General features: G+C 61.1%; 17 protein-coding genes. 13 read left to right on the forward strand and 4 right to left on the reverse strand.

Going from position 1 to position 25167, the window contains the following annotated elements; genetic code table 11:
* Nucleotides 1-35: 35 nt before the first annotated feature.
* Nucleotides 36-863: a sugar phosphate isomerase/epimerase family protein gene (locus ASG25_RS04740; protein WP_062469898.1), complete on the reverse strand. Its 828-nt coding sequence runs from the start codon at nucleotides 861-863 to the stop codon at nucleotides 36-38.
* Nucleotides 864-1051: 188 nt separating this feature from the next.
* Here ASG25_RS04740 and ASG25_RS04745 point away from each other — a divergent pair, with 188 nt between their 5' ends.
* The 7 genes from ASG25_RS04745 (at nucleotide 1052) to ASG25_RS04780 (ending at nucleotide 11386) form a co-directional block, all read left to right on the forward strand.
* Nucleotides 1052-2407, forward strand: a complete 1356-nt coding sequence (locus ASG25_RS04745; protein WP_062469901.1) for an ROK family protein — start codon at nucleotides 1052-1054, stop codon at nucleotides 2405-2407.
* 9 nt (nucleotides 2408-2416) lie between these two features.
* The gene (locus tag ASG25_RS04750; protein WP_062469904.1) at nucleotides 2417-3421 is read left to right on the forward strand and encodes a substrate-binding domain-containing protein; all 1005 of its coding nucleotides are present in this window, start codon (nucleotides 2417-2419) and stop codon (nucleotides 3419-3421) included.
* Between the two features lie 634 nt (nucleotides 3422-4055).
* On the forward strand, nucleotides 4056-5432 hold the full coding sequence (locus ASG25_RS04760) for an SWIM zinc finger family protein (RefSeq protein ID WP_062472180.1): 1377 nt from the start codon (nucleotides 4056-4058) through the stop codon (nucleotides 5430-5432).
* Complete coding sequence (locus ASG25_RS04765; RefSeq protein WP_156379591.1) at nucleotides 5429-6838, forward strand: DUF5691 domain-containing protein; 1410 nt, start codon at nucleotides 5429-5431, stop codon at nucleotides 6836-6838. Before ASG25_RS04760 ends, ASG25_RS04765 begins: the two co-directional genes overlap by 4 nt.
* Nucleotides 6831-7913 carry an AAA family ATPase gene (locus ASG25_RS04770; protein WP_062469913.1) on the forward strand — a complete coding sequence of 361 codons (1083 nt, stop codon included), beginning with the start codon at nucleotides 6831-6833 and terminating at the stop codon, nucleotides 7911-7913. The genes ASG25_RS04765 and ASG25_RS04770 overlap by 8 nt, the downstream gene beginning before the upstream one ends.
* A 3-nt stretch (nucleotides 7914-7916) precedes the next feature.
* Nucleotides 7917-10232 carry a DUF5682 family protein gene (locus ASG25_RS04775; RefSeq protein ID WP_062469918.1) on the forward strand — a complete coding sequence of 772 codons (2316 nt, stop codon included), beginning with the start codon at nucleotides 7917-7919 and terminating at the stop codon, nucleotides 10230-10232.
* Nucleotides 10229-11386 (forward strand): VWA domain-containing protein, encoded by a 1158-nt coding sequence (locus tag ASG25_RS04780; protein WP_062469921.1) that lies wholly within the window; start codon nucleotides 10229-10231, stop codon nucleotides 11384-11386. Before ASG25_RS04775 ends, ASG25_RS04780 begins: the two co-directional genes overlap by 4 nt.
* A 150-nt stretch (nucleotides 11387-11536) precedes the next feature.
* Here the strand turns inward: ASG25_RS04780 and ASG25_RS04785 are convergent, their stop codons facing one another.
* Nucleotides 11537-12787: a cation:proton antiporter gene (locus ASG25_RS04785; protein WP_062472183.1), complete on the reverse strand. Its 1251-nt coding sequence runs from the start codon at nucleotides 12785-12787 to the stop codon at nucleotides 11537-11539.
* Between the two features lie 333 nt (nucleotides 12788-13120).
* Nucleotides 13121-14311 (reverse strand): Na+/H+ antiporter NhaA, encoded by a 1191-nt coding sequence (nhaA, locus tag ASG25_RS04790; RefSeq protein ID WP_062469924.1) that lies wholly within the window; start codon nucleotides 14309-14311, stop codon nucleotides 13121-13123.
* Nucleotides 14312-15010: 699 nt separating this feature from the next.
* On the opposite strand from nhaA, the gene ASG25_RS04795 reads away from it, so the two are divergent.
* Entirely contained in the window at nucleotides 15011-18163 is a 3153-nt protein-coding gene (locus ASG25_RS04795) for a PAS domain S-box protein (RefSeq protein ID WP_244479314.1), read from the forward strand.
* Nucleotides 18164-18286: 123 nt separating this feature from the next.
* Here the strand turns inward: ASG25_RS04795 and ASG25_RS04800 are convergent, their stop codons facing one another.
* The gene (locus ASG25_RS04800; RefSeq protein ID WP_156466861.1) at nucleotides 18287-20353 is read right to left on the reverse strand and encodes an ATP-binding protein; all 2067 of its coding nucleotides are present in this window, start codon (nucleotides 20351-20353) and stop codon (nucleotides 18287-18289) included.
* Between the two features lie 479 nt (nucleotides 20354-20832).
* On the opposite strand from ASG25_RS04800, the gene ASG25_RS04805 reads away from it, so the two are divergent.
* The 5 genes from ASG25_RS04805 (at nucleotide 20833) to arsB (ending at nucleotide 25164) form a co-directional block, all read left to right on the forward strand.
* The gene (locus ASG25_RS04805) at nucleotides 20833-21594 is read left to right on the forward strand and encodes a ZIP family zinc transporter (protein WP_062469929.1); all 762 of its coding nucleotides are present in this window, start codon (nucleotides 20833-20835) and stop codon (nucleotides 21592-21594) included.
* A gap of 191 nt (nucleotides 21595-21785) precedes the next feature.
* Nucleotides 21786-22337: an NADPH-dependent FMN reductase gene (locus ASG25_RS04810; protein WP_062469932.1), complete on the forward strand. Its 552-nt coding sequence runs from the start codon at nucleotides 21786-21788 to the stop codon at nucleotides 22335-22337.
* A gap of 220 nt (nucleotides 22338-22557) precedes the next feature.
* On the forward strand, nucleotides 22558-23442 hold the full coding sequence (locus tag ASG25_RS04815; RefSeq protein ID WP_062469935.1) for a DMT family transporter: 885 nt from the start codon (nucleotides 22558-22560) through the stop codon (nucleotides 23440-23442).
* A gap of 325 nt (nucleotides 23443-23767) precedes the next feature.
* Nucleotides 23768-24127: a metalloregulator ArsR/SmtB family transcription factor gene (locus ASG25_RS04820; RefSeq protein ID WP_062469938.1), complete on the forward strand. Its 360-nt coding sequence runs from the start codon at nucleotides 23768-23770 to the stop codon at nucleotides 24125-24127.
* Nucleotides 24124-25164: an ACR3 family arsenite efflux transporter gene (gene arsB, locus ASG25_RS04825; RefSeq protein ID WP_062469942.1), complete on the forward strand. Its 1041-nt coding sequence runs from the start codon at nucleotides 24124-24126 to the stop codon at nucleotides 25162-25164. Before ASG25_RS04820 ends, arsB begins: the two co-directional genes overlap by 4 nt.
* The last annotated feature ends 3 nt before the right edge of the window (nucleotides 25165-25167 follow it).

Raw genomic sequence — 25167 nt, forward strand, 5'->3', positions numbered from 1 at the left:
TTCCTCCCGTGGATGGGGCCCTGCCCCGGTGGCCTTCAATCCTTCTCGGGACTGGCCGATTTCAGATAGGTCATGCTGGCACGAGCGCCCTCCAGCGGGTCGGGCCAGGCATCAAGTTCCGCGCAGATCCAGCCGGCAAAGCCGATATCGCGCAATGCGGCGATGATGCCGTCCGTCGGCACGTCACCACGATCGAGGGGCGTGAAGGCGAAGGGTTCGCGCTGCAGGCCCTTGAGATGGACATAAGAAATGCGCGAAGCGTGATCCCGGATAAGCGTTGCGGGATCGCCGCCGGCTGCGGCGAGATGCGCCGTGTCCGGGCAGAAATCGATACCCGTGAGGCTGAAGATCTTGGCAACCTCCTCCGGTCCTTCCACGATCGTGGAGAGATGGGGATGGTAATGGGCGCGCAGGCCGCGTGCGCTGGCAATCTCCCCCACCCGATCCAGCGCTGCGGCAAGCTTGTGAAAATCTGCCTCCCGCGTTCCATCGAAACGCTTTGCGCCGCCACCGACGACCAGATGCGGAGCGCCGAGTTCGGCGGCCCGATCCGCCGCACGGGTCACCCGTGCCAGCTCCTCGGGCAGGATGTCGTCGAAGATGAAGTTTCCACCGGCATAGGCCGCGACCAGGCTCAGGCCATGGTCGGAAAGCAGGGCACGCATGTCGCCCGCAGAGAAGTCGAGCAGGTTGCCGTCGAACAGCTCCACGCCCTCATAGCCCGCCGCTGCGATATCGGCGAAGGCGCGGCGCATGTCGCCGAAGGTTCGGTAGGAAAGCTGCGTGATCGAGGTGACGCCGACGGCGCTTCCACCCAACTCCCCCCAGCAATTGGCATGATAGGCCAGTTTGCAGCCATCCATGGTCCTCTCCTCCTCAAGATATTTCCACCAGATGCCGACTTTAATGCGTCCGTATAAAACGTATGTCAACATTTAAAATGCATTTACTACCTAACTTATGTTGATTTAATGCAAAAGTTTGTAGTTGCGCGTCTCAAGATGAGGATTTATCAAGGTTTATCCGCTTTGTTCGGGCGAAAGGAACAGACATGCCTGCCACGGCGAATATGGATGCCGATCTACAGCCCCGCCGAAAGGGCCGTCCGCGCACGGCGGAGACGGCTGCGCCCAGCCTGGTGGAAATTCTCAACCTGGTGCGCACGGAAAAGGCCACGACCCGGCAGGAGCTGGAGCGCGAGAGCGAACTCGGCCGCGCCGTGGTGGCGGATCGTCTTGGCACGCTGACCGAGCTCGGGCTGGTCGATGAAAGCGAACTGGGGACGGCCACAGGCGGACGGGCGCCGCGGCTGGTGCAGTTTTCTGCCCATCGCGGCAGCCTTCTCGTCGCGACCCTCGATCAGACGGCGCTTGGCGTCGGCCTTGCCGATCTCGGTGGCAAGCTGAAGATGGAGCATCACGAGGCGGCGGATCTGACCCAGCCTGTCTCTGCACTGCTCGACCGGCTCATCACGCTGTTTCGCTGGATTGTCGAGATGCAGCCGGATGCCGGCGAGCTCTGGGGCATCTCCATTTCGGTGCCGGGCGTGGTGACCGACAGTGGCGAGAGCTTTTTTCAAAACGCCACGCCGCCGGTCCTGCCCGGCTGGGAAAGCTTCCCCCTGGTCGAGAAACTGGTCGAGTCCTTCGACGTTCCTGTCTGGCTGCGCTCCAGTGTCGAAACCATGACCATGGGTGAATTTCATTCCGGCGCCGGCGTCGGCCATCGCGCCATGCTGTTTGTCAAGGTGGGCAAGCGGATCGGCGCGGGTCTCGTCAGCGACGGCCACCTGTTTCGCGGGGCACAGGGGGCGGTTGGCCTGATCGGCTCCGTACCCGTTAGTGCCGGCGAGCGGCACGGCACGCTGGAAACCATGGCGGGCTCCGAGGCGATCATCCGCGAAGGCCGCCAGCAGGCGGAAAGGGGATTGAGCCCGATCCTCGCCGAGCATCTGCGGCGCGGCGGAGAGATCACCGCCGTCGAGGTGGCGCAGGCAGCCCATATGGGCGATGCCGGCGCGATCGACATCCTCTCCCAAAGCGGTCGCATGATCGGCCAGGTGGTGGCAACACTCGCCAACATGCTGAACCCGGAACTGATCGTGCTGTCCGGATCGATCGCCCAGAGCAACGACATTCTTCTCGCGGCGGCCCGCGAGGCCATCTATGGCGCCTCTCATCCGCTCGTCAGCCGCGACCTGCAGATCATCCGCTCGCAGATGGGAAGTTCGTCCGGACTTGTCGGCGCGGCCATCGTGGCGACGGAAAGCCTGTTTTCTCCTGCGGTCCTGCGCGACTGGATCATGGCCGGGCGGCCGCAGGCGCATCCACAATTCGAGGCCCTTCGCGGCCGCCTGGAGACGCAGACCGCTGCCGTTGCAGCGGTCATGCCGCCTCCGAAAGCTTGAGGTGCGTCGATGGTGATTGAAGGACTGGGTCCCCATGGGGAACGGGCATCGGCCCCGGAACGGGTGCTGCTGCTGCCGGAGGACAAGGCACGCGCGCGGGCTGCGGGCCTGCGCGTGGCGATCGTGCTGCATACGCTGGCGAGCGACTGGGCCAAGCAGCAACTGGCCGGCATCGTCGGAACGCTGGGCGATTGCGGTGTGGCGGTCATCGATGTCGTCGATTGCGGTTTCACGCCGGAGGTACAGATCGAGGCGCTGGACCGGCTGATCCGCGAGGCACCGGACGCCATCATTTCGCTGCCCGTCGCCAATGCGAAAGTTGCTGCCGCCCATGCCCGCGTTTCCGCCGCCGGGATCAAGCTGGTGCTGCTCGACAATGTGCCGACCGGCTTGCTGCCCGGCAAGGATTACGTCGCGCTGATCTCCGCCGACAATTTTGGCCTCGGCAAGATGGCGGCCGAGGGTCTGGCGCCGCATCTCGGCGAAGATGGGGAAGTCGGCGTGCTCGGCTACGACTCCGATTTCTTCGCAACCAACGAGCGCGAGATCGCCTTCGTCAAATGGATGCGGATCAACCGGCCGCGCCACCGCCTGCATGTCGCCCGTTTTCCTTCCCTTGCGGAGGCAGGCGCCACGGCTGCGGCAATGGCGAAAAAGCAACCAGACCTCAAGGGCCTCTTCGTGGTCTGGGATACGCCTGCGATCGCGGCAGCCGCCGCCCTCGCCTCTGCCGGACTGTCCGTCCCGATCGGCACCGTCGATCTCGGCAAGGAAGCCGCCATTAGCCTGTCCGGCGGTGGCCCAATCGTGACGATCGCGGCACAGCAGCCATTCCGGCAGGGGCAGACCGCCGCCTCGACGACCGTCACCGCCCTCCTCAATCGTCTGACCCCTGCCTGGGTTGCCCTGCCCGGCGTCTCGGTCACGGCTTCCAATGTGGTGGAATCTTTCCAGACAATCTGGCGATCTCCTGCACCCCGAGAAGTCTTGAGGCAGCAGAACCTTCTCCGCTGAGCTTGGCCTGTCTGAAGATTTAGCGGTGAGACAATCCCTTTTGTCGGTCCAAAATTTGGACTGATAAGACCATAACCCGGATTGGTCTCATGCGATCGGGCGCAGCGCCTCCACTCGTACAACTTCATTGTACTGCGCGATATCCCGCATTTTCGCGCGCAAAAATTAGCTCATTAACCCGGAAATAATTGCCCCTCGCCCGCCCTGTTGACTGATGTCCAAAGCCAGGGCACAAAGGCGGCATCCAAGGTCGTTTGCGGCCGGAGAGACACAGAGAATTCAGGGCCTCAGCTAAGCCTTTGAGAAGTCAGTGAGAATCCAGGTTCCCCAGCCAATTGATTTCCTTATATTTTCCGCCGAACACGTCTGGAACGATTTCGGGCATTTGGGCGCTTATTTGGCCGAGGTGATCGACGAGGTCATCCCCTATGGCTGCATCATGGCGGACGACTGGCAGAAGGATGCGCCCTGGCGGAAAACGAAGAGCCGGGCGTAAGCGCACGATCCGCGGCGGGACGACAACCCATCGCGGTTCAAAGCTGTCTTTGGTCACCCTTGGGTTGTTGCGCTTGCCGGACGATCATGCAAGATATTGTCCATTAGCAAAAACATGCATGCGCATGGGAGGTTAGGGGTGAGCTTGAGTCTGTCGAAGATTGAAGCGCTGGCTCCCGACCAAGGCTCGCTTGACGCCGCGCGCAAGCTTCTCAAGCCAGCGCTCTGGCCAACTTTGGCGGAGGACGGCGCGGGACTCATTTGGGGCGAGTGCCACGGATCGGGCGCGACACCCTACCGGATTTCAGTGACCGAGCTCGATGCGGGCTACAAATGCACATGCCCCAGCCGTAAATTTCCCTGCAAGCACTCGCTGGCGCTAATGTGGATGCGCGCAGAGCAGAAAGCGCCATTTGCGACCAGCGCTCCGCCAGATTGGGTGAGCGACTGGCTCTCACGTCGGCGCGGACCGAATGCGGCGGCACCAGCCGCCGCGGACAAACCCAAGGCCGCCATCGCTTCAACAACCGAGGTCGAAGACAATGCTGACCCGAAGGCTGAAGCGCGCGCGTCGGCTGCACGCGCGCGCAATCGGGTTGAGCGTGAGGCGTCAATCGCCAACGGCCTTGATGAGCTCGACATCTGGATATCAGACCAGATCGATGCCGGCCTTGCGGCGTTCCCGTCGAAAGCCTCTGGCGTATGCCGCCTGATGGCGCAGCGTCTGGTCGACGCCAAGGCATCAGGGCTGGCGCTGAGGGTCGACACCCTTCCAGCCCGGCTGTTTGCTTTGCCGGAAGCCGCCCGGCCGGAAGCAGCGGTGAAGGAACTTGGCATGCTGCACCTGATTGCAGACGCCTATCGGCGACAGGACGATTTGCCCGATCTTCTTCAAAGCGATGTGCGCCAGATGGTGGGCTGGAACATTACGCGCGAGAGCCTGCTCGCCGACGCCGAGGCCCTGCGTGTCAATGATACCTGGCGCGTCTGGGCGAGCCGTAGCGAGGTGCAACCCGACAAGCTCAGGCGCAGCGAGACATGGCTTAAGGGAAGGGAGCAGATTGCTGTCCTGATTGAATTCACCCCGGTTGCGACAGGCGGAGCCTCCGGGTTTTCCCCTGGCGACAGCTTTGAGGCGGAGCTCGTCTTCTATCCTTCTCCGGTGCCTATGCGTGCAGTGATCGCGCGGCAATTCACTGGCTCGAAACAGTCCATCGCGCCGCTTTCTCTGCCAGATCATGATCTCGCCGACGCTGTGAACCAGTATGATGACGCGATGGCGGAAAAGCCGTGGCTCGAGGATTATGCGTTAATGTTCCTGGGCGCCGAGCTCCGGCGTTCGGGCGAGGCGCTCTGGCTACGCCAAGGCGAGATCGCGCTGCCACTCGATCAATCCCAGACGGCGGAGGCATGGCCGCTATTGCAATTCAAGGCCTTCGATGGCGCTGGCCTTTGGGATGGCGCGAGCTTTCGGCTTTGTTGGGCAGAGACGCCGCTTGGCAGGTGGACGGCATGACGGCGCAGAACCTCAGGGCCCTTATCTTGCCGAGACTTCTGTCCGGCGCGCGCGACGGGCTTGCGCTGGACAAGATCAAAGCGAGCTCTCCGCTTCAGGCGCTCAGCCTTGCCGGGCAAGCGCTTCGTTTTGACCGCCCCGCGCACCCTGCCCAGTTTCTGGTCGAAGCGCCAGTCGAAGACGAACGGCGCATCGTGCCCGATCCAGCGCGCAAGTTGATGGTTCGCCTTCTTGCCGGCAAGTCTCCGGTCTCCACGATGATGGCTGTGGAAATCGCCCGCACGTTGGATCTGCGTGCGCTTCGGCTTCATCCATTTGACCTGCCGAAACTGGAAAGCTTTGTGAAAGCGCATGCGGAAGCGCTCGGCGCCGAGGCCATGGCGTTTTCCCAGCGTGAGGCGCCGACCGAGCAGAAGCAGAGCTACTTTGCCTCCGACATGCTCACCGATGAAACGTGGATGGTTGCAACGCCTGCGCTGAAGGCGCGCTTCATCGCATCACGCCGGGAGATTGATCCTGCAGGGGCTTTGGCGCTGCTCAAAATCAGCTGGGGTTCGGAGAATGCGGACAATCGCTTCCGGTTGCTCAACGCTCTGCGCGCCAAGCTCTCGCCGGCCGACGCGGAATTCCTGGAGAGCCTCGCCCAGGACCGCGCGCCGCGCGTCCGTGAATTGGGGCGGCAGTTTCTCGCGCGGCTTCCTGGATTTGTAGGCGACAATCCAGCCCTGAACGCCGCACTGGAACGAATAAAGAGGGCGAAAATCGGCCTTATCTTCAGAAAGACGGTGCTGACTCTGCAAACTCCAGCCACTGTTCAACAGAACGCCATCTCTGTCTGGGTGCGGCAAACATTTGCCGATATCGGTTTCTCCGCGCTGGCAGGCAGTCTGAAGATGTCTCCCGAGGAGATCATCGAAGCGGCGCAGAAAGACGCGCCATTGCTGTTGGCATGTCTGATCATGGCCACCGATGAGAAACGGCTGGACCTGGTCGGCAAGATTGTTTCGCGTCTCGACACGGCCTGGTCCGATGTCGTCCAGGGCGGCTTTGGCGCTCTTGCGGGATATACACCGGAAGAGCGGAGCCGATGGGCGGATCTGGTCGTGCAGCCGAAACATTGGAATGAAACAGCCACGCTCTGGACGCTGACATCCTTGATCGATCTGCTCGACGGTCCAGCGTCCGAACAGTTGATGCGCGATTTCCTGGCAAGCCGGGCGTGGCTGGCTTTTCGCCAGGATCCGACACGCCTTTCTACCGAGCTGATCGAGTGCCTCGCCGTGCTCTGCCCGCCATCGATGCGCCCGGCGTTGCGGTCGGCGTTTGCATCTCTCGACGCCAACCTAACCCATTCCGCCGCGCTTTTTGTTGATCTCATGGATATTCTGGAGGCCCATAATGCCTGAAGCACAACTCCGTCGCCCAGCCGAGCAGATCTATGCCGCCGAGCTTGCCGCGCTCGCCAAGGGCGATGATCACGCTCGACCGGCAAACTGGAAGCTGTCGCCGCAGGCTGTCGCGACCTATGTTCTCGGCGGCAAGGCCGCAGATGGCACGCCAATCTCTGCAAAATATGTCGGCAATCGCCGCTTGATCGAAACGGCCGTGGCGACGCTTGCAACCGATCGGGCTCTCTTGCTGCTGGGTCTGCCGGGCACTGCGAAATCCTGGGTGTCCGAACATCTGGCGGCCGGCGTTTCCGGCTCGTCGCAGCGCCTCATCCAATGCACCGCCGGCACGGACGAAAACCAGATCCGCTACGGCTGGAACTATGCTCTCCTGCTCGCAAAAGGCCCTTCGCGCGAGGCTTTGGTCAAGACGCCGCTCGTCCGCGCCATGGAAGAGGGCACAATTCTGAGGCTCGAAGAGCTGACCCGCATGGGTTCGGATGTGCAGGATACGTTGATCACCGTTCTTTCGGAAAAGACGCTGCCGGTGCCGGAACTCGATACGGCCATTGATGCTGAACGCGGCTTTAACATCATCGCCACCGCCAACAATCGCGACAAGGGCGTCAACGAATTGTCGTCGGCGCTCAAGCGTCGCTTTAATGTCGTGGTGCTGCCGTCGCCAGCGACGCTTGAGGAAGAGACGCAGATCGTCATCAAGCGGGTTGGCGAGATCGGCGGCAATCTCAGCCTGCCGCCGATCCAACCGGCGGACAAGGAGTTGGCGCGCGTGGTCACGCTGTTTCGCGAAATCCGCGATGGCAAGACGCTGAATGGCAAGACCAAGCTCAAGAGTTCCACCGGCACGCTGTCGACTGCCGAAGCCATCTCGGTCGGCGTATCAGCCTGGGCCGAAGCGGCGCATTTCGGCGATGGCCGGATCGATGCGCGGGCCTTGGCCACAAATATTGTCGGCGCTGTCGTCAAAGATCCCGCGCAGGACGGCGTGGCGCTGTCGGAATATCTCGAAACCGTGGTGCGCACCCGCGATGGCTGGAGCGATCTTTATGGCGCGATCCGTGAGGTAATCTAGCCAATGAAGCGCAAGGCGCATCTTTTCGGCATTCGCCATCACGGACCGGGATCGGCGGCGCTGCTGAAGGGCGCGCTCGATGCGCTGGATCCGGCTTGCGTGCTGATCGAGGGGTCGCCAGAGGGCGACGCGCTGATTGATTTTGCCGCGCTGCCGGGCATGAAGCCGCCGCTCGCCATGCTGTTTTACGCGGCCGACGAGGCGTCGAACGCCATATTTGCGCCTTTCGCTGAATTTTCGCCCGAATGGGTCGCCATGCGCTGGGCTCTTGCGCGGGGCAGGCCGGTGCGCTTCATCGACTGGCCGGCCGCGGTCTCGCTTGCAACACGCAAAGAGGAACGCGATGCAGAGCTTGCTCCCCCTGAGATGGAACAGGGAGGACCGGAGAATGACGAAGAAAAGCCAGAGGGTGGAGCCCATCAGCTCAACGCCTTGACGCTTGATCCGCTTGATATGCTTGCGGAAGCGGCCGGCTATAGCGATGGCGAAGCATTCTGGAACGGTTTGATCGAGCAGCACGGTGGCAGCCAGTCGCCACTGGATGTCTTTGCAGCGATCGAAGTCGCCATGACCGAGGCGCGCAGACACCCATATGCGCAAGAAGGCGTCGAGGCGGCTGAACAGTTGCGCCAAACGCGGCGCGAAGCCTTTATGCGCGGCCATATGCGCGATGCGCTCAGGGAGCACGCCGGCGACGTGGCGGCTGTGGTTGGGGCATGGCATGTCGGCGGCCTGCGGGCCGAGACGACGGTCGCCGAGGATCGAGCGATCATCAAAGATCTGCCGAAAATCAAGGTCGAAGCGACGTGGGCGCCATGGAGCGATGGACGGCTAAGCTATGCCTCGGGCTATGGCGCGGGCGTGATTTCGCCGGGCTGGTATCGCCACCTGTGGAACCTCTACTCCAACCCGGAACACCGCAGCCCCGAGGCTTTTGCAGCGCTGTGGCAGGCGCAGACCGCTGCGCTGCTCCGCGCCGAAGGTCATGCCGCCTCGACTGCGTCAGCCATCGAGGCAGCGCGTCTTGCGCTGGGGCTCGCCTCGATCCGTGGGCTCTCCATGCCAGGACTTAGCGAGATGCGCGATGCGTCGCTTTCGGCGCTTTGCCATGGTGACGATGGTCAGCTGTCGTTGATTGAACGCAAGCTCTACATCGGCAGCCGCATCGGCGAAATCGATGACGTCGTTCCGCAGATGCCGCTCGCCAGGGATTTCGAGCTTTGGCGCCGCAAGACACGCCTCAAGACCGAAGAGGCGCCCTCCGAGGCGACGCTTGATCTGCGAAGTGATGCCGGCCTCTTGAAATCCATCTTCCTGCACCGGCTCAACCTGATTGACATCGGCTGGGGCCGCCTCATCGACGCCGAGGCGGGGCGTGGGACGTTTAGGGAAATCTGGCGGCTCGCCTGGACGCCGGACATGACAGTGGGACTTGCCGAAGCGCTGGTTTGGGGTGTGACGATTGAGCAGGCCGCAGCCGTCGCGACGGTGGAGCGCGCCCGTAAAGCGGAGGGCATCGCCCGTCTTTCGGACCTTGTGCGGGGCGCGCTGGTCGCCGATCTGCCGGAAGCGGCAGGCGTGTGCATCAGTCTCCTCCAAGCCGCCGCCGTGCAGACCAGCGACATCACCGAGCTGATGAACGCTGTGGCTCCCTTGACGCGCATTGTGCGCTACGGCACGGCGCGCAAACTGCCCCAAGAAGAAATGCGCGCGCTGATCGTTGCTCTGAGCGCCGAAATCAATGCGGGAGTCCGGATTGGCTCTCACCAACTCGACGAGCAGGCCACGGCGGCGCGGACAACGGCGATGCGCGCCTATGACGAGGCGCTGGGACTGTTTGGCGATGCCGCTCTTCTTGAAGACTGGCGCCGGCAATTGGCGATCATGGTCGATGACGCGCAAGTCGTCGCTGCCGTGGCGGGCGTCAGCCTGCGACGCCTACATGACCTTGCGCTGTGGGATGAAGCATCGGTGACCGCGGCTTTCTCACGCCATATCTTGGGTGAAACGGCAGCCCGAGCAGGCGCGTTCGTCGAGGCCTTCCTGACCGGCTCGGTGGAAGTGCTGATCCAGGATCAAACGCTGTTGTTTCTTATCGACGAATGGCTTTGCGGGCTTGATGAAACGGACTTCGTTGAAAGTCTGCCATTGCTCCGCCGCGCCTTGTCGAATTTTGATATGGTGGGCCGCAAACGCGTGTTCGAGCGCATTGCCGGCGGCAGGCGTGAGCAGCTGACCAGCGTCATCGCAGCGGCCGACAATCCAGCCTTTGAGCGCGCCTTGCCGTTGCTCCGCCAGATTCTGGGGATGAATCCATGAGCGATCACGAACGTTTGCGTCGCTGGAAACTCGCTCTCGGCGATGATGACATGAGCGATCTCGATGATCGCGACCAACGGCTGAACCGGGCGCTATCCGCGCTCTATCAGGCCGGTGGCCAAAAGGGGGGTGGCGGCTTGGGTGCTTCAGCGCCCAAGGTCTCGCGCTGGCTGGGCGATATCCGTGAATTCTTTCCGACGCCAGTCGTGCAGGTCATCCAGAAGGACGCCTTCGAGCGGCTGAACCTCAAGGCGCTGATGCTGGAGCCCGAATTCCTCTCGACGCTCGAAGCCGACGTCCATCTGGTCGCCGACCTGATATCGCTGCGCGGCGCAATCCCCGCCAAGACCATGGATACTGCGCGCATGGTGGTGAATACGGTGGTCGAGAACCTGATGAAGCGCCTGCAGTCAAAGACCATCGAGACGATCAGCGGCGCGCTCAATCGCTCTCGGCGAACGCGACGCCCGAGGCATGCGGATATCGATTGGCCGCGCACCATCAGCGCCAATCTACGCCACTACCAGAAGGATCTGGGCACGATTGTGCCGGAGACGCTCATTGGTTTTGCCCGCAAGACCCGCACCCGCGCCGACCTAGACCATGTCATCCTATGCGTCGATCAATCAGGCTCGATGGCGTCTTCGGTGGTCTATGCCTCGATCTTTGCCGCAGTCATGGCCTCACTGCCGGTGCTTTCAACGCAACTTGTCTGTTTCGACACGGCGATTGTCGACATGAGCGAGGATCTCGCCGATCCGGTCAAGGTGCTGTTTGGCATCCAGCTTGGCGGCGGCACCGATATCAATGCTGCGCTCGCCTATTGCGAAACCAAGATCGAACATCCCGGCAAGACGCATCTCGTGCTGATCAGCGATCTCTATGAGGGCGGCGACGCCGCCGCAATGCTGGCGCGCGTGGCCGCCTTTAAACAATCTGGCGTGAATGTGATTGTTCTCCTGGCGCTCTCAGATGATGGCCGGCCGAGCTATGATGCGCGCCATGCCGGCGCAATCGCCGCGATGAATTGCCCGGTCTTCGCCTGCACGCCCGACCAGTTCCCCGACCTTATGGCGACGGCGCTGACCAAGCAGGACATTTCGCAATGGGCAAGCGCAAACGGCATTGAGCTCATTCGCGCAACAGCAATGTAGCCTGTGCTGCGCCTGCGTCGGATGCGGCGCACGCTGCGATCTTCCTTTGGCGACGGGTGCGAGGGATTTCAGATTCGGTGGTGGCTGCATCCTGCTCCAAACGCGCGACGTCGTCGCAAGCGGTCTTCGGAAAGACGAATGCGGTTCCTGTCAGACACGGCGCCCGTGGCGTCTGTCGAGCCAGCGCATGGCAGGTGTCACCGTCAGGCCGTGGATCAAAATCGAGAAGAGAACGACAAGGCAGAGGATGGCCCAGAGCCTGTTTCCGTCCGAAAAGTCCCCGTGATTGATGGCATAGCTTACGTAGTAGACGGATCCGACACCTCGGATGCCGAAGAAGGCGATCGAGACCTTCTCGCCCCACGTCGCAGCGCTGCCATGCATGCCGAGGAGCCCGGCAAGCGGACGAATGGCCAGCAGGATCACGGCAGCCGCAAGGACATCCCGCCAGCCAATACCCGCCAGCAGTCCTCCGGCAATTGCGCCGCCGAAGGCCAGAAGCAGGACCATCATGGTGATCCGTTCGATTTGCTCCGTGATGTCGTGCATGTCTCGCTGGAAGTCATGGTTGCGGTGCGCGGCACGCAGCGTCAGCGCCGTGACGAAGACGGCAAAGAAGCCATAGCAGTGAAGCATCTCGGATACGCCGTAGGAGACGAAGGTCGCGGCGATGGCGACCAAGCCGTCGCCAGTCTTGGCGAGCGTATCTCCTGGCATCCGGAATGTCAGCCACCCAAAGAGGCGGCCGACCAGCCAGCCGCACACCACGCCGGCGGCTGTTTCCCACAAGACGTTATAGGTGATCCACTCGGCGAGCCACGGCTCGCCTGTGCGGGCCGATAGGCTCAACGCGATCGCGAGATGCACGAACGGGAACGCCAAGCCGTCGTTCAAGCCGGCCTCAGACGTCAGGGCGAAGCGGACGGTGTCCTCGCCGCCGTCCAGCGGACCACCCACCTGGATGTCCGCGGCGAGAACAGGATCGGTCGGCGCAAGGCTGGCTGCGAGAAGGAGCGCGGAAACGACGCTCAGGCCCAGGACGCTGACACCCACGACCATGATCGCGGCGATGCTGAGCGGCATGGTGATGAGGAGCAGCCGCCAGGTCAGTCGCCATTCCTTGAACGAGAAGACGCGATCGATCTTGAGGCCCGCCCCCATCAATGCCACGATGACCACGAATTCCGAAAGCCGCTCGGTGATATAGGGGTGTGCCTGCGGTGATAGGTCTATGGCGACGTAGCCGGTGGCGGAGATCAACCCACCGATGATGAGACAAACGATTGGCAGCGAGATGGGGCGGCGGCTGAGGGCAAGCGGGAGCCATACGACGAGAGCGATCAGGATGCCCGCTGCGGTCAGGGCGACAATGTAGGCGTCCGGTTCCCATCCCTGGCTCACGTCGCGAAACCACCCAAGGGCTGGTTCATCCTGCTTCTCCTTCAGAACGCTTTTCAACAGAGGTAGGTCAGTATTCTGAGAATTCTCGTGTCCGCCCGGTTTATCGAGCGGACAGGGTGCTTCGATTTGCGCGACGTCCCTTGCCGGGCAGCAGGTCACGAGGTTGGACGCGTACCACAGGGCAGCAGCCGACGAAGACGACACCCCCGCGCCCTTGAGCGTGATGGGCGTGATCGAGGTCAGGCGCAGGGGAGCCTATCACTCCCATGGTCTTGGCTGTGTGGGAAAGGTCGGTACAGGACGACGCTTCGTTGTCCCAGCCAATTGGTACTGTCAGATGGCTTGTCTGTTGCGCCGGCCGAAGACGCCGAGGAACAAGGCGCCGAGGGCTCCTGCCGTGAATGACCCTATGAGGATGCCGATCTTCAGGTGATCCTGGACTGTCGGATCGTTAAAGGCCAGCAAACCGATGAACAGGGACATCGTAAACCCGATCCCGCAGAGAAGAGCCACACCGGTCATCTGACCCCAGCTTGCCTGAGCCGGTAGATCTGCGATGTTCAGCTTGACGAGAGCCGCGGCCGTTCCAAGCACGCCGATCAGCTTACCGAGCACGAGGCCTGCCGCCACACCCATTGTCAGCGGTTCTGCAAAAACAGCCATGGTGACTCCGGTGAAGGATACGCCTGCATTCGCGAAGCCGAAGATCGGAACGATGACGAACGCGACCGGCTTGTGCAGCGCATGCTCGAGCTTGTGCAGCGGTGACTCCGAATGGTGGGCTTCCGGCGTTCCGGGTGTGCGTTTCAGCGGAATGGTCAGAGCGAGCACGACACCTGCCAGTGTTGCATGCACGCCGGAGGCAAACACCAGCACCCACAGGACGGCACCGAGAGCCAGATACGGAACGAGCGATTTTACCCCTGTCCGATTGAGAAACACCAGCAGACCAACCACGACCGCAGAAGCCGCAAGGGCCAGAAGATTGAGACCTGCCGTGTAAAACAAGGCGATGACGATAACGGCCCCGAGGTCATCGATGATGGCAAGGGCCGCAAGGAAAATCTTCAGGGATGTCGGGACGCGCCGTCCGAAGAGCGAGATCACACCGAGCGCAAAGGCAATGTCTGTGGCTGTCGGGATAGCCCATCCGCGCAGGGTCGAAGGATCATCCCAGTTGAAATAGACATAGATCAGTGCTGGGACGATCATCCCGCCCGCAGCCGCGGCTCCCGGAAGGATGCGCCGGCTCCATGTCGATAGCTGGCCATCAAGCATCTCGCGCTTGATCTCGAGACCCACGAGCAGGAAAAAGATCGCCATCAGCGCGTCGTTGATCCAGTGCTGAAGGCTCAAAGGTCCTACGTATGCATGCAGAAGATGAAAATACGTCTCGGCCAAAGGTGAGTTTGCGGTTGCGATGGCGAGGACGGCAACCGCCATGAGAATGATGCCGCCGGCAGCCTCGTTATGGAGGAAGTGGCGGAGAGTGGATTGAATGCGGCCTGTCAGCAATAGAGACATGGGTTCGCGCTCCCTGTGTGAGAGGTTGATCGAAGTCTCCGTCGATTTCGGGATTTCCCGCGGCGCACGCAGCACACGCCAAGGTCAATTTAGACTGTTAACGTCTCGAATTCCATTGAAAAAAGATGTGTTCATGATCACACCGAACACGTCCGCGTTATCGGTACATCAGGAATGCAACAAGGCTCAGCAGCAGTTGCGCAACAGCCAAAGTAACAATTACCAACATCGCGATCGCCTGCTAGGTGGCTTTGGGTCGAAGCGAATGGGAGCGCTCCCGTCTCGATTGGACCGCGCACCATTCAGCCTGAGCTCTCGAAGCGGTTGCGTCTTTTCAAGCAAGTCCTCTTGCTCCTTCCTGATCATCGCCTCCGCCACCAATTTTGTTGCATTGACGTCACCTACAGCCAGCGGACCCTTTATGTCGCCTTTTCTTTATTGTTGCTGCGTCGCTGCCGCCCTTAAACGGTTGCGTATTCTAAGCAGCCAAAGCGAGTGTCAACCCGTGTCAGACCCCAGTGTGCCGGCAGATGCCGGTGCGAACTGACATCTGCACTTGTTGTACCTTGGAGCTCGTTCTGTAGCGCTGACGCGAAAAATTCATCCGCGCTTCACTTACGGTCTTGCACACCCCTTGGCATAAGTATCATGAAGCCTGAAGGTGCTTGGAAACCTCACGCAGACAGGCTGTAGATCAACGTGACCGATGACGAACTCAAAGCAACGGAGCGGTACAGCCGCCAGATCCTGGACAGTGCGATCGACTATGCCATCCTCGCCATGGACCTCGAGGGAAAGATAACGCACTGGAATGAAGGCGCGCGCCGCATGTTCGGGTGGAGTGATGCTGAGGTCACGGGCCATCGCTGGGACCTGATCCTCACCCACCAAGACCAAGCGGCAGGTGCGGCGCGTGAAGCGATGCGTGCGGCTCTTGTTTCCGGTACAGCTCACCATGAGCGCTGGCACAGACGCAAGTCAGGCGAATTGTTTTGGGCGAACGGCGAGATCAGTAGGATCGTCGATGAGGGTGGAGCCACCGTAGGCTTCGTGAAGGTCCTGCGGGACCGGACCAAGGAACATCACACCGCCCAGGCGCTTCGCGACGCGGAAGCGCGGCTGCGCCGTGCCCAGGAGGCCGGCGGCGTTGGTGTGTTCTCGCTTGACCTGATCACCAACGTGCTCAGCCCGACCCCCGAATTTTGCAAGATCTACGGCCTTCCGGAGGTAGGGGATGTGTCGATCGAACAGATCGAAGCCCTTGTCGTGCCCGACGACAGGAACACAGCGTCCAATCGGGAAAGCAGAAAGTTAGGCGCATCGCCACTCGACGTAGAGTACCGGATCAGACGCGCCGATACGGGGCAGAAACGATACATCGCGCGCAAGGGCGAATTCGAGACCGATCCGAATGGTATTCCGATCCGTTTCGTCGGCGTCGTACAGGATGTCACGGACCGTCGCCGCGCGCAGAAGGAACTGCGCGACAGCCACGCGCGGTTTCAGGCGCTGACACAAGCACTCCCGAACCATGTCTGGACAGCGGGCTCCGATGGGCAGCTCGACTGGTTCAACGATCGTGTCTACGCGTTCTCGGGCCTGAAGCAGGACGACCTCATGGGAAGCGGGTGGACGCAGATGGTCCATCCAGACGACTTGCCGACCGCCGCGGCAAAGTGGCTGAAGGCTGTCGCTGCCGGCACAACGTACGAGGCGGAGTTTCGTCTGATAGCAGCCGACGGAACACCCCGCTGGCACATTGCCAGGGCAGTACCGACCAAGGACGAGGATGGTGCCGTTGTCCGATGGATTGGCACAAATACCGACATTGAAGAGCAGCGCGAAACGCAGGCAAAATTGGAGGCTCTCAACAAGACCCTGGAAGAACGGGTTGCGGAGCGCACCGCCGATCGGGACCGGATGTGGCGGTTGTCTACCGACATCATGCTCGTCGCGGACTTCGAGGCAACGATCACAGCCGTCAATCCCGCTTGGCGGACCGTCTTTCGATGGGATGAAGAGGAACTTGTCGGTCGGTCCTTCATGGACCTCATCCATCCGGACGATCTTGCAGCCACTCTGGCAGAGGTCGGAAAACTCAGCGACGGTGTGACCACCTTTTCCTTCGAGAACAGATATCGCACGAAGAGCGGAACGTACCGGACCATCTCCTGGACGGCGGTACCTGACGACGCCTTCATCCATGCCGTCGGGCGTGATGTGACGCAGGAACGTGAAGCTTCCCTGGCCCTTCGCAAGACGGAACTTGCCCTTCAGCAGGCGCAGAAGATGGAAGCCATCGGTAACCTGACAGGCGGGGTTGCTCATGACTTTAACAACCTGCTGCAAGTGGTTGCAGGCAATCTCCAGCTCCTGGCGCGGGACATCGCCGGAAACGAGAAGGCGGAGAAGAGGGTCACGAATGCGCTCGCCGGAGTGGAGCGCGGCGCAAAGCTCGCTGCACAGCTTCTCGCCTTCGGTCGACGACAGGCACTGGACCCGAAAGTCGTCAATGCAGGGCGCCTCGTGCGCAACATGGACGAGATGCTCCGCCGAACGATCGGAGAAGGCATCGAGGTCGAGACGGTCGTGGCCGCAGGTTTGTGGAATACGCTCATCGACCCGATGCAGACGGAGAACGCGCTTCTGAACCTCGCTATCAATGCCCGCGACGCCATGGATGGCTTCGGCAAGCTGACGATCGAAGTTGGCAACGCTGTTCTGGACGACGTTTACGCACGCAGGAATACCGATGTCGTGGCAGGAGACTATGTTGTGCTGTCTGTCACGGACACGGGTGCCGGCATGACGCCCGACATCATCGAGAAGGTGTTCGAGCCCTTCTTTACGACCAAACCCGAAGGCAAGGGCACGGGCCTGGGGCTCTCCATGGTCTATGGGTTTGTCAAGCAGACGGGAGGCCACGTCAGGATCTACAGCGAGATCGGACTGGGCACGACGATCCGGATCTACCTTCCGCGCTCGCAGGACGATGAAGAAGTGACGTCCATCCAAAACGACGGCCCGGCTGAGGGCGGCTACGAGACGATTTTGGTGGCGGAAGATGACGAAGGCGTGCGCGCTACGGTCGTGGAGACACTCCAGGGACTAGGCTACCGCGTCTTGACGGCTCCCGACGCCGGCGCGGCAATGTCGATTATCGAAAGTGGTGTCCCGATCGATCTGTTGTTCACGGATGTCGTCATGCCAGGCCAGCTCAAGAGCACGGATCTTGCACGGAGAGCCAAGGAGCGTCTGCCGAATATCGGCGTGCTCTTTACCTCAGGCTACACGGAGAATTCGATTGTGCACGGGGGTCGGCTGGACGCTGGTGTTCAGCTCCTGTCAAAGCCGTATGCTCGCGAGGCACTCGCACGCAAGGTCAGGCAAGTGCTCGACCGCAACAAGAACAGCATAGCAGACCAGGACGTGCCGCCCTCTCCTGCCCCCTCAAGGGGGAATGGTGCGGCCGGACACGATACCAGTGATGAGAGCGCGAAACTCTCAATACTTGTGGTCGAAGATGAGGCCCTCATCAGGGCTGCGACTGCAGATATGATAGAGGACCTCGGTCACGAAGCCTTGGAAGCGGGTTCAGGAGAGAAGGCGATCCTGATGCTTGAGAGACAGGGTGTGGATGTCATCCTCACGGACCTGGGGCTGCCTGGCATGACGGGTGAGGAACTCTGCAGAACTGTTCGGGAAAGGTGGCCAGCCCTCGCCATTGTGTTCGCCACCGGTCAAGACTCCGCACCCGATCTTGCCGATCACAGTCGAACAGCCATGCTCAACAAACCCTTCGGCATTGAAGACCTCAATGCTGCGATCAGGAAAGCAATCCGCGATGCCTGAAGCTGCGGCTATGCCAAACAGCCGATAATAGCCACGCCAACTCCCCGCTCCACAGTGCGCTCGATATCGTGATCTCGGCGCTTGGCACCGGTCCGGATCATCCGTGTTTCGGAGGTCACAGGCTCAAGAATTCGATGTCGATGCAGGTGAATCAAGAGGTCTAACTTGGGAACCGCCAATGCCATCGAGGCTGGAAAAGGCGGTTTCAAGCTCTGATCGTCCAAACGGTTTTAAGAGAACGGCGCAAGGCAGTGCATGACCTTGGTCGAGCTTCTCGCTGTAACCCGTCATGAGGACCATCCGGAGAGACGGGAACTCCCTGCGCGCCTGCTCTGCGAGCTCGATGCCGGATATGCCGGGCATCATGACGTCGCTGAGAAGCGCATCGATCCCTGCCGTCGACCGGAGTATACGAAGCGCCTCCTCTGCGCCGCCCGCGGTTACCGTCGTCAGCCCCGCCTCCTCCGCCAGAGCCCTTGCGGCCTGGAGCGTGTCTGGATTGTCATCGACCACGAGGACCCGCTTTGGGAGCGACGCCTTCGAAATGGGTTGCACGTCCCGTGAAATGACATCGGCACGAGGCAGGGAAAGGAGAACACGAGCACCCTTTCCCGACGAAGCCTCGATCCGGACGCCGCCGCCGCTCCTCTCGGCAAAACCGTAGACCTGCGTGAGGCCGAGACCAACCGCGGATCCGGACTTGGTGGTGAAGAAGGGTTCGAAAGCACGCTTCGCAGCCTCTCTGTCGAAGCCAGACCCCGTATCAGCCACCTCGATCTCCATATGCTCGACGATGCCACCATTCCCCGCCCGACGAGGCCTACCAGCGCCTCGCACGGTTAGCGTCAAGGTCCCACCGTCGGGCATGGCGTCGCTGGCGTTGCTGCAGAGGTTAACAAGGGCGGTCTGCAAGTCCTTTGCGTCGACCATGACAGAACAGCTCTCCGCCGGCAGGTGCAGGACCAGGACGACATTGCTCCGGACAGTCTGCTCGATCAGCAATCTCGACGCTTGTACGAAGTCGACCAGGTCGATTCTTTCGGTAGTCCCCTTGGACTTCGTCGAATAGGATCTCAGGCGCTGAGTCAGCTCCGCGCCCTTGACGATCCCGTCCTTCATCAAGCTCAACAGCCGCGACCTTCTTTCGAGGTCGTCTTGTCTCCGTTCGATTCCGCTGATTCCAGCCTGGAAGACCATCAGGAGATTGTTGAAGTCGTGAGCGACCTGTCCGGTTAGACGTCCCAAGGCATCCATTCGCTGCCATCGCGACATCGCTTCCTCGCGCTGTCTTTGAATGCGATGCTCCCGTGCGAACAGGAAGTACGCCACCAGCGCAAGGGCTGCGGTAAGAAGCAGGGTGGCGCCCATTTCTAGCCACGCCATCGTCCGGATCCTGGCATAGGCCGACATCGGTGCGGCGACATGCACCGTCCATCCGACTTGCTTCAAAGCGCCGTGCGCTGCCCGTATGGCCTCTCCGGTCGCGAGCTTACCGCCGCTGATGGAGGCCGGACCATCGGAGCTGACGGTTGCGAACCCGGCGCTGGGATGACCCGTCAAACGCGCGGGACCCGTGGAGGTCACGATGTTCCCGCTCTGATCGACGAGCCATGCATGCCAACTCGGCGGAAGGTCATCGAGATACAGGGCTTCCGCTAGTCCTTTGGGACGTATGACCGCCGTCAGAACGTAGATGGAAGCCCCGCCCCGAAGCACCGGTACGCGGACCGCAAAACCGCCTCGCCCTTCCCGACCGTTCACCATTCCGCCGATCGAAGGACGGGAGGTTGCGACCACCTGCTGGAATGTCTCGGGATCAACGATCCGATTGTCCTGCGCCGCCGGGCGTGGCGGCTCGGACAGCAGAATCTGTCCGTCGGTTGAGATTACCCTGACCAGCGCCCAATTGGGTATTCTGGCTTGAAGCCTGCGCGCGACCTCGGCGAACGACGCAATGCTCGCGGGCGAATCGAGCCTTGGCGATTCCGCCAGCACCGCGAGAAGCTGCACCTGCGTGGCAAGTTCCCGGTCAAGCGCCGCCGCGAGCGCGTGCGCGCGATCCTCCAAAGATCGGTCGATACCCTGTCTCTGTTCTGACAGGTAGAGCTGCCCGAATGCGCCTGCTGTCAGAACGAGCGGAGCAATCGCCACAAGCACAAGGATCCAGGCTATCCTGACCCGATTAAACATTGCGCCCCCCTGGATACCCTGCACATCGTACGCTTGCGCTGTAGATTTGAAAGAGGCCGGCCGCAAGTGACGGATGGACTCCGCAGCCGCGAATGTGATCAAAGCTCGCCCTCACACAGCGTGGTACCCTTCAACAAGATCGACAGTATTCTTGTGGGAAAAGAATTGCGCGCCGGAGCTGCTCGAGCCCTTCGCCAGCGTTGGCATCCGAATAACCCGCGCGGGCGGTGAAGAGCGACGGCAAGGAATAGCGGGTTTCTGCAAAAGCGCTTTGGAGGCACTCAGGAGACTTTTAATGCGCTGCCGGTCAGCTGGGATTACCCTCGTTACGGTGAACGTGGGGACTTGCGACGAGTACCGACACCACCTTAGACGTCGCCTGCCCTAGTGCGGTTACCCGCATAGTCCTATGTAAAATGCGACCTGGTTAACCGGATACGGGCTAGGCAATTTTTCGACAAGTTTCTCCAGGAGGAGGCATGGCATTGTGGGTGGAAGCAGCTCTGTGGGGGCTGCTTGGAGGTTCGGCCCTTGTTCTAGGCGCTGCCATTGCATTCCTTGCCAACCTGCCACAGCGCGCAATCGCGTCGGTGATGGCGCTTGGGTCGGGTGTCCTGATTTCCGCTGTCGCCTTCGAACTCATGGACGAGGCCTTTGCGCGCGGAGGCTTCGATTCCACCGCCCTCGGTTTCGTGGTTGGTGCAGCCATCTACACAGGCGCCAACATCTTCATTTCACGACGCGGCGCGCGGCACCGCAAAAGGTCGGGATCGAACGAGCACCAGAAACAGCAGGATGCTTCGGAGGGATCCGGCGCTGCCATCGCCGTTGGGGCTCTGCTTGACGGCATTCCAGAGTCAATCGTCATCGGCGTCAGCCTTCTGGGTGGAACGGGAGTGAGCCTGGTGACGGTGTTCGCGATATTCCTGTCGAACGTTCCTGAAGGACTGGCCAGCGCTGCCGGCATGCGCAAGGCAGGGCGCTCGCCGGTCTACATCTTCAGCGTCTGGGGAGGGATAGCCGCTGCCTCAGGCCTCGCTGCACTCTTTGGCAACGTTGCCCTGGCGGGAGCTGACCCTGACCTGATCGCCGCGACGACGGCACTCGCTGCAGGAGCGATTCTGGCCATGCTGGCGGACACCATGATCCCGGAAGCTTTTGAGGAGACCCATGAATATGCAGGCCTCATTACGGTCTTCGGGTTCCTGCTTGCCTTCGTCCTTTCAAAGGTGGGTGGCTAGCATGGATGGCCTGCCCGCGGGCCGTCCGCATAACAAAGGCAGGCTCCTATCGTGCTGGTGGGCTGAGCTATGAGGTTGTCTCCGACACGTTCGGATGGCGGCAAGAAGTCGTAGCTGAGAATGTTGCGTGATGTCCGCTGTGCGGTATAGCTCGAATGCCGTGGGAAATTCGGCGTAGGGTAAAGACGCCGATGAGACTTCTCGCAATATCCGGCAGTGGACGACGAGCCTCGACCAATACAGCGATGCTGCGCGCATTGTCTTTTGCCGCGCAACCCGACCACCAAGTGATCGTCTATGACGGGATCGGCGATCTGCCAATCTTTTCGCCGGACCTCGAAGCCAAGCCATTACCGCAAGCCGTCCAGGACTTGGCAGATCTTATCGAACGAAGCGACGGACTGATCATAGCGAGCCCGGAATATGTCAGAGGGATCCCCGGCGGTCTGAAGAATGCGATCGACTGGTTTGTGTCGCGCAAGGAGATCGTGGACAAACCGATCGTCCTTATGCATGCCTCGCACAGAGGTGACGACATGCTGGCACAGTTGAGGATAATCCTTTCAACGGTCAGCTCGCGTTTCAGCGAAGCCGTGTTCCTGCGATACGGGCTTATGAAGATGTCTCCGGAGGAGATCGCGGTCTTCTTCGAAACGGGCAATCCTCGTGCCGAACTTGCTCGGTTCATCTGCCGTCTTGCCGCGCATTGCAGCCACTGCGAACCCGAAGCAGATTTTCCCTAATCGCTTAGGCATATCCGCAAAGACGTCGGAAGCGGTCATTCCATCACAAACGCCGAACCAGCCTCCTAATGCCTTTGCTCCGAAATCGTATCCATGCGCCAGAAGCTGACGCATGCCTTCCGAAAGGAGACGCTCGCGCGTCGCAGAATGACCGTCCATAGCTAGACCGATCGTCTACATGATTGAATATGCACGGGTCTCACTTCGGAGCGCGTCGGATATGAACGTAGCAGGCGATCGTCTCGTCGGCATCTACCTCGTGATTGCTTCCGCGGTATTGTGGAGCACGGCCGGCCTTTTCGTCCGCATGGCCGACATGGACGTCTGGTCCCTGGTCGCCTGGCGCTCGGCTTTTTCGGTCATCACGCTTGGTGCCTTCATGCTTGTTCGAACGACAACCGTCAGACCTCGTCCGGCCAAGACCTTTGGGCTGCCCGGCGTCGTGGCATGCTTGGTTTCCGCCGTCACGGCGATCAGCTATATCGTGTCGCTGCAATGGACGACGGTTGCCAATGTGATGACGGTCTATGCCGCTCTGCCCTTCGTCGCGACAGGCATCGCCTTCGTATGGTTGCGAGACCAGGTTACGTGCCGATTTGTCATCGCAGGGTGCGCGGCTTTTATCGGCGTAGCGATTTCGGTCGGTGCTGCGGTGTCTGCAACGGATATCCTCGGAGTCCTTGCAGCTCTGGTCATGACTGTGGGTTGCGCCACCCAGATCGTCATCACCAAGCGGTTTCCCAGCATGGATTCGACAATGATGACGGTCTATGCGGCGCTCGTCTGCTTATGTGTCTCTCTTCCCCTGATGCAAGTCTCGCTTCCGTCTCCAACCCAGCTTTTCGCATGCGCCTTTTATGGCGTCTTGACGACAGGCGTCGGCTATATCCTCCTGCTTTTAGGGTCTCGCCGGATTGGCTCCGGGGAAGCCGGGCTCCTCTCCATGCTCGATGTCGTGCTTGGCCCGCTTTGGGTCCTGCTGTTCTACAACGAGCATATCTCGCTTCCCGTCCTGGCAGGCGGTACCATCGTTTTGGCTGCCGTAATCTGGTACTTGATCGGAGATCCCAAGACGATGGGTGCAGCCGTTTCAACGTCCGCTTAGGGCGAGTAGCGGAAATGACTTCCTCTGTGCGCCTTGTTTCTGGTCATTGGAGCAGTGGTGGCGCCTCCCTGAAAGCAGTCATTCCGTCGGCGGTACCACGTCGCCTCTGTGCCGCCACAGCGGCCATGTCGCCCTGAGTAGAGATCCGACATCAGGGAAGAATGCTGGTCCCATAAGGCTGATAGCGCAGCAGTGGCGTCAACGGCTTTTGCATCGCGGGATACTCCTGGAATCACAAAATCACTAATGATGATGATGATGATGATCATACCGCCAACCGGATCGCGATGATTGACAACATCCATGTATCCGGTAATCTAGATACATGGAATCAGAAAGCGCTATTGCGGCACTTGCCGCCCTTGCCCAATCCACCCGCCTGGACACGTTTCGACTACTGGTCCGCCACGAACCGGATGGCGTGCCCGCCGGTGAGCTCGCTCGCCTTATCGGCGTGCCGCAGAACACCATGTCGGCTCACCTCGCGATCCTTTCGCGCGCCGGGCTGATCAAAGGCGAGCGCTTCAGCCGCTCGATCATCTACCGTGCCGAGATTGACGCCCTTCGTGACCTGACCCTCTACTTGGTCAAGGACTGCTGCGGTGGCAGCGCTGAACTGTGCGCGCCGCTGATCACCGCACTCACCCCCTGCTGCCCCGCGCCGGCCACAGAGAACCGGCAATGACGATCTTTGAACGCTATCTCACGCTTTGGGTCGCCCTCTGCATTCTCGTCGGCATCGGCCTTGGGCACATGATGCCCAGCGTGTTCCAGACCATCGGCGCGGCCGAAGTCGCCAAGGTCAACCTGCCGGTGGCGGTGCTGATCTGGCTGATGATCATACCCATGCTGCTGAAGATCGATTTTGCCGCTTTGGCGCAGGTCGGCCGGCACTGGCGCGGCATCGGCGTGACCCTGTTCATCAACTGGGCGGTGAAGCCGTTCTCGATGGCGCTGCTCGGCTGGCTGTTCATTGGCTGGCTGTTTCGGCCGTATCTGCCGGAAACCCAGATCGACAGCTATATCGCCGGCCTGATCATCCTTGCGGCGGCACCCTGCACGGCCATGGTGTTCGTCTGGTCGAACCTGACCAGGGGCGAACCGCACTTCACGCTGAGCCAGGTGGCGCTGAACGACGCGATCATGGTGGTGGCGTTCGCGCCGATCGTCGCCTTGCTGCTGGGACTTTCCGCCATCACCGTGCCATGGGATACGCTGATCCTCTCGGTGGTGCTCTACATCGTCCTGCCCGTGATCGTGGCCCAAGCCCTTCGCCGCAGCACGGATATCGAACGCATGGCGGGACGCCTTCAACCGGTCTCGCTGGTCGCTCTCCTCACCACCCTCGTGCTGCTGTTCGGCTTCCAGGGCGAGCAGCTCATCGCACAGCCGACCGTCATCGCGCTCCTCGCCGTGCCGATCCTCATTCAGGTCTATTTCAACTCGGGTCTCGCCTATCTCCTGAACCGCGTCAGCGGTGAGGAGCACTGCGTGGCCGGTCCTTCAGCCCTCATCGGCGCCTCGAACTTCTTCGAACTGGCCGTGGCCGCCGCCATCAGCCTGTTCGGCTTCACCTCCGGCGCGGCGCTCGCCACCGTCGTCGGCGTGCTGGTCGAGGTGCCGGTGATGCTGTCGGTGGTCTGGATCGTCAACCGCAGCAAGGGCTGGTACGAGCGCGGCGCCGCCGTCCGGACCAAAGCCGCCACATTCAGAAAGGCCTGAGAC

The sequence above is a fragment of the Rhizobium sp. Leaf384 genome, from assembly GCF_001424065.1.
Classification (GTDB): Bacteria; Pseudomonadota; Alphaproteobacteria; order Rhizobiales; family Rhizobiaceae; genus Ferranicluibacter.

Bases quoted from the DNA above. Each gene is read 5' to 3' on its own strand.
- ASG25_RS04740 (WP_062469898.1), bottom strand. From the start codon at position 863: ATGGATGGCTGCAAACTGGCCTATCATGCCAATTGCTGGGGGGAGTTG.
- ASG25_RS04745 (WP_062469901.1), top strand. From the start codon at position 1,052: ATGCCTGCCACGGCGAATATGGATGCCGATCTACAGCCCCGCCGAAAG.
- ASG25_RS04750 (WP_062469904.1), top strand. From the start codon at position 2,417: ATGGTGATTGAAGGACTGGGTCCCCATGGGGAACGGGCATCGGCCCCG.
- ASG25_RS04765 (WP_156379591.1), top strand. From the start codon at position 5,429: ATGACGGCGCAGAACCTCAGGGCCCTTATCTTGCCGAGACTTCTGTCC.
- ASG25_RS04770 (WP_062469913.1), top strand. From the start codon at position 6,831: ATGCCTGAAGCACAACTCCGTCGCCCAGCCGAGCAGATCTATGCCGCC.
- ASG25_RS04775 (WP_062469918.1), top strand. From the start codon at position 7,917: ATGAAGCGCAAGGCGCATCTTTTCGGCATTCGCCATCACGGACCGGGA.
- ASG25_RS04780 (WP_062469921.1), top strand. From the start codon at position 10,229: ATGAGCGATCACGAACGTTTGCGTCGCTGGAAACTCGCTCTCGGCGAT.
- nhaA (WP_062469924.1), bottom strand. From the start codon at position 14,311: ATGTCTCTATTGCTGACAGGCCGCATTCAATCCACTCTCCGCCACTTC.
- ASG25_RS04800 (WP_156466861.1), bottom strand. From the start codon at position 20,353: ATGTTTAATCGGGTCAGGATAGCCTGGATCCTTGTGCTTGTGGCGATT.
- ASG25_RS04805 (WP_062469929.1), top strand. From the start codon at position 20,833: ATGGCATTGTGGGTGGAAGCAGCTCTGTGGGGGCTGCTTGGAGGTTCG.
- ASG25_RS04810 (WP_062469932.1), top strand. From the start codon at position 21,786: ATGAGACTTCTCGCAATATCCGGCAGTGGACGACGAGCCTCGACCAAT.
- ASG25_RS04815 (WP_062469935.1), top strand. From the start codon at position 22,558: ATGAACGTAGCAGGCGATCGTCTCGTCGGCATCTACCTCGTGATTGCT.
- ASG25_RS04820 (WP_062469938.1), top strand. From the start codon at position 23,768: ATGGAATCAGAAAGCGCTATTGCGGCACTTGCCGCCCTTGCCCAATCC.
- arsB (WP_062469942.1), top strand. From the start codon at position 24,124: ATGACGATCTTTGAACGCTATCTCACGCTTTGGGTCGCCCTCTGCATT.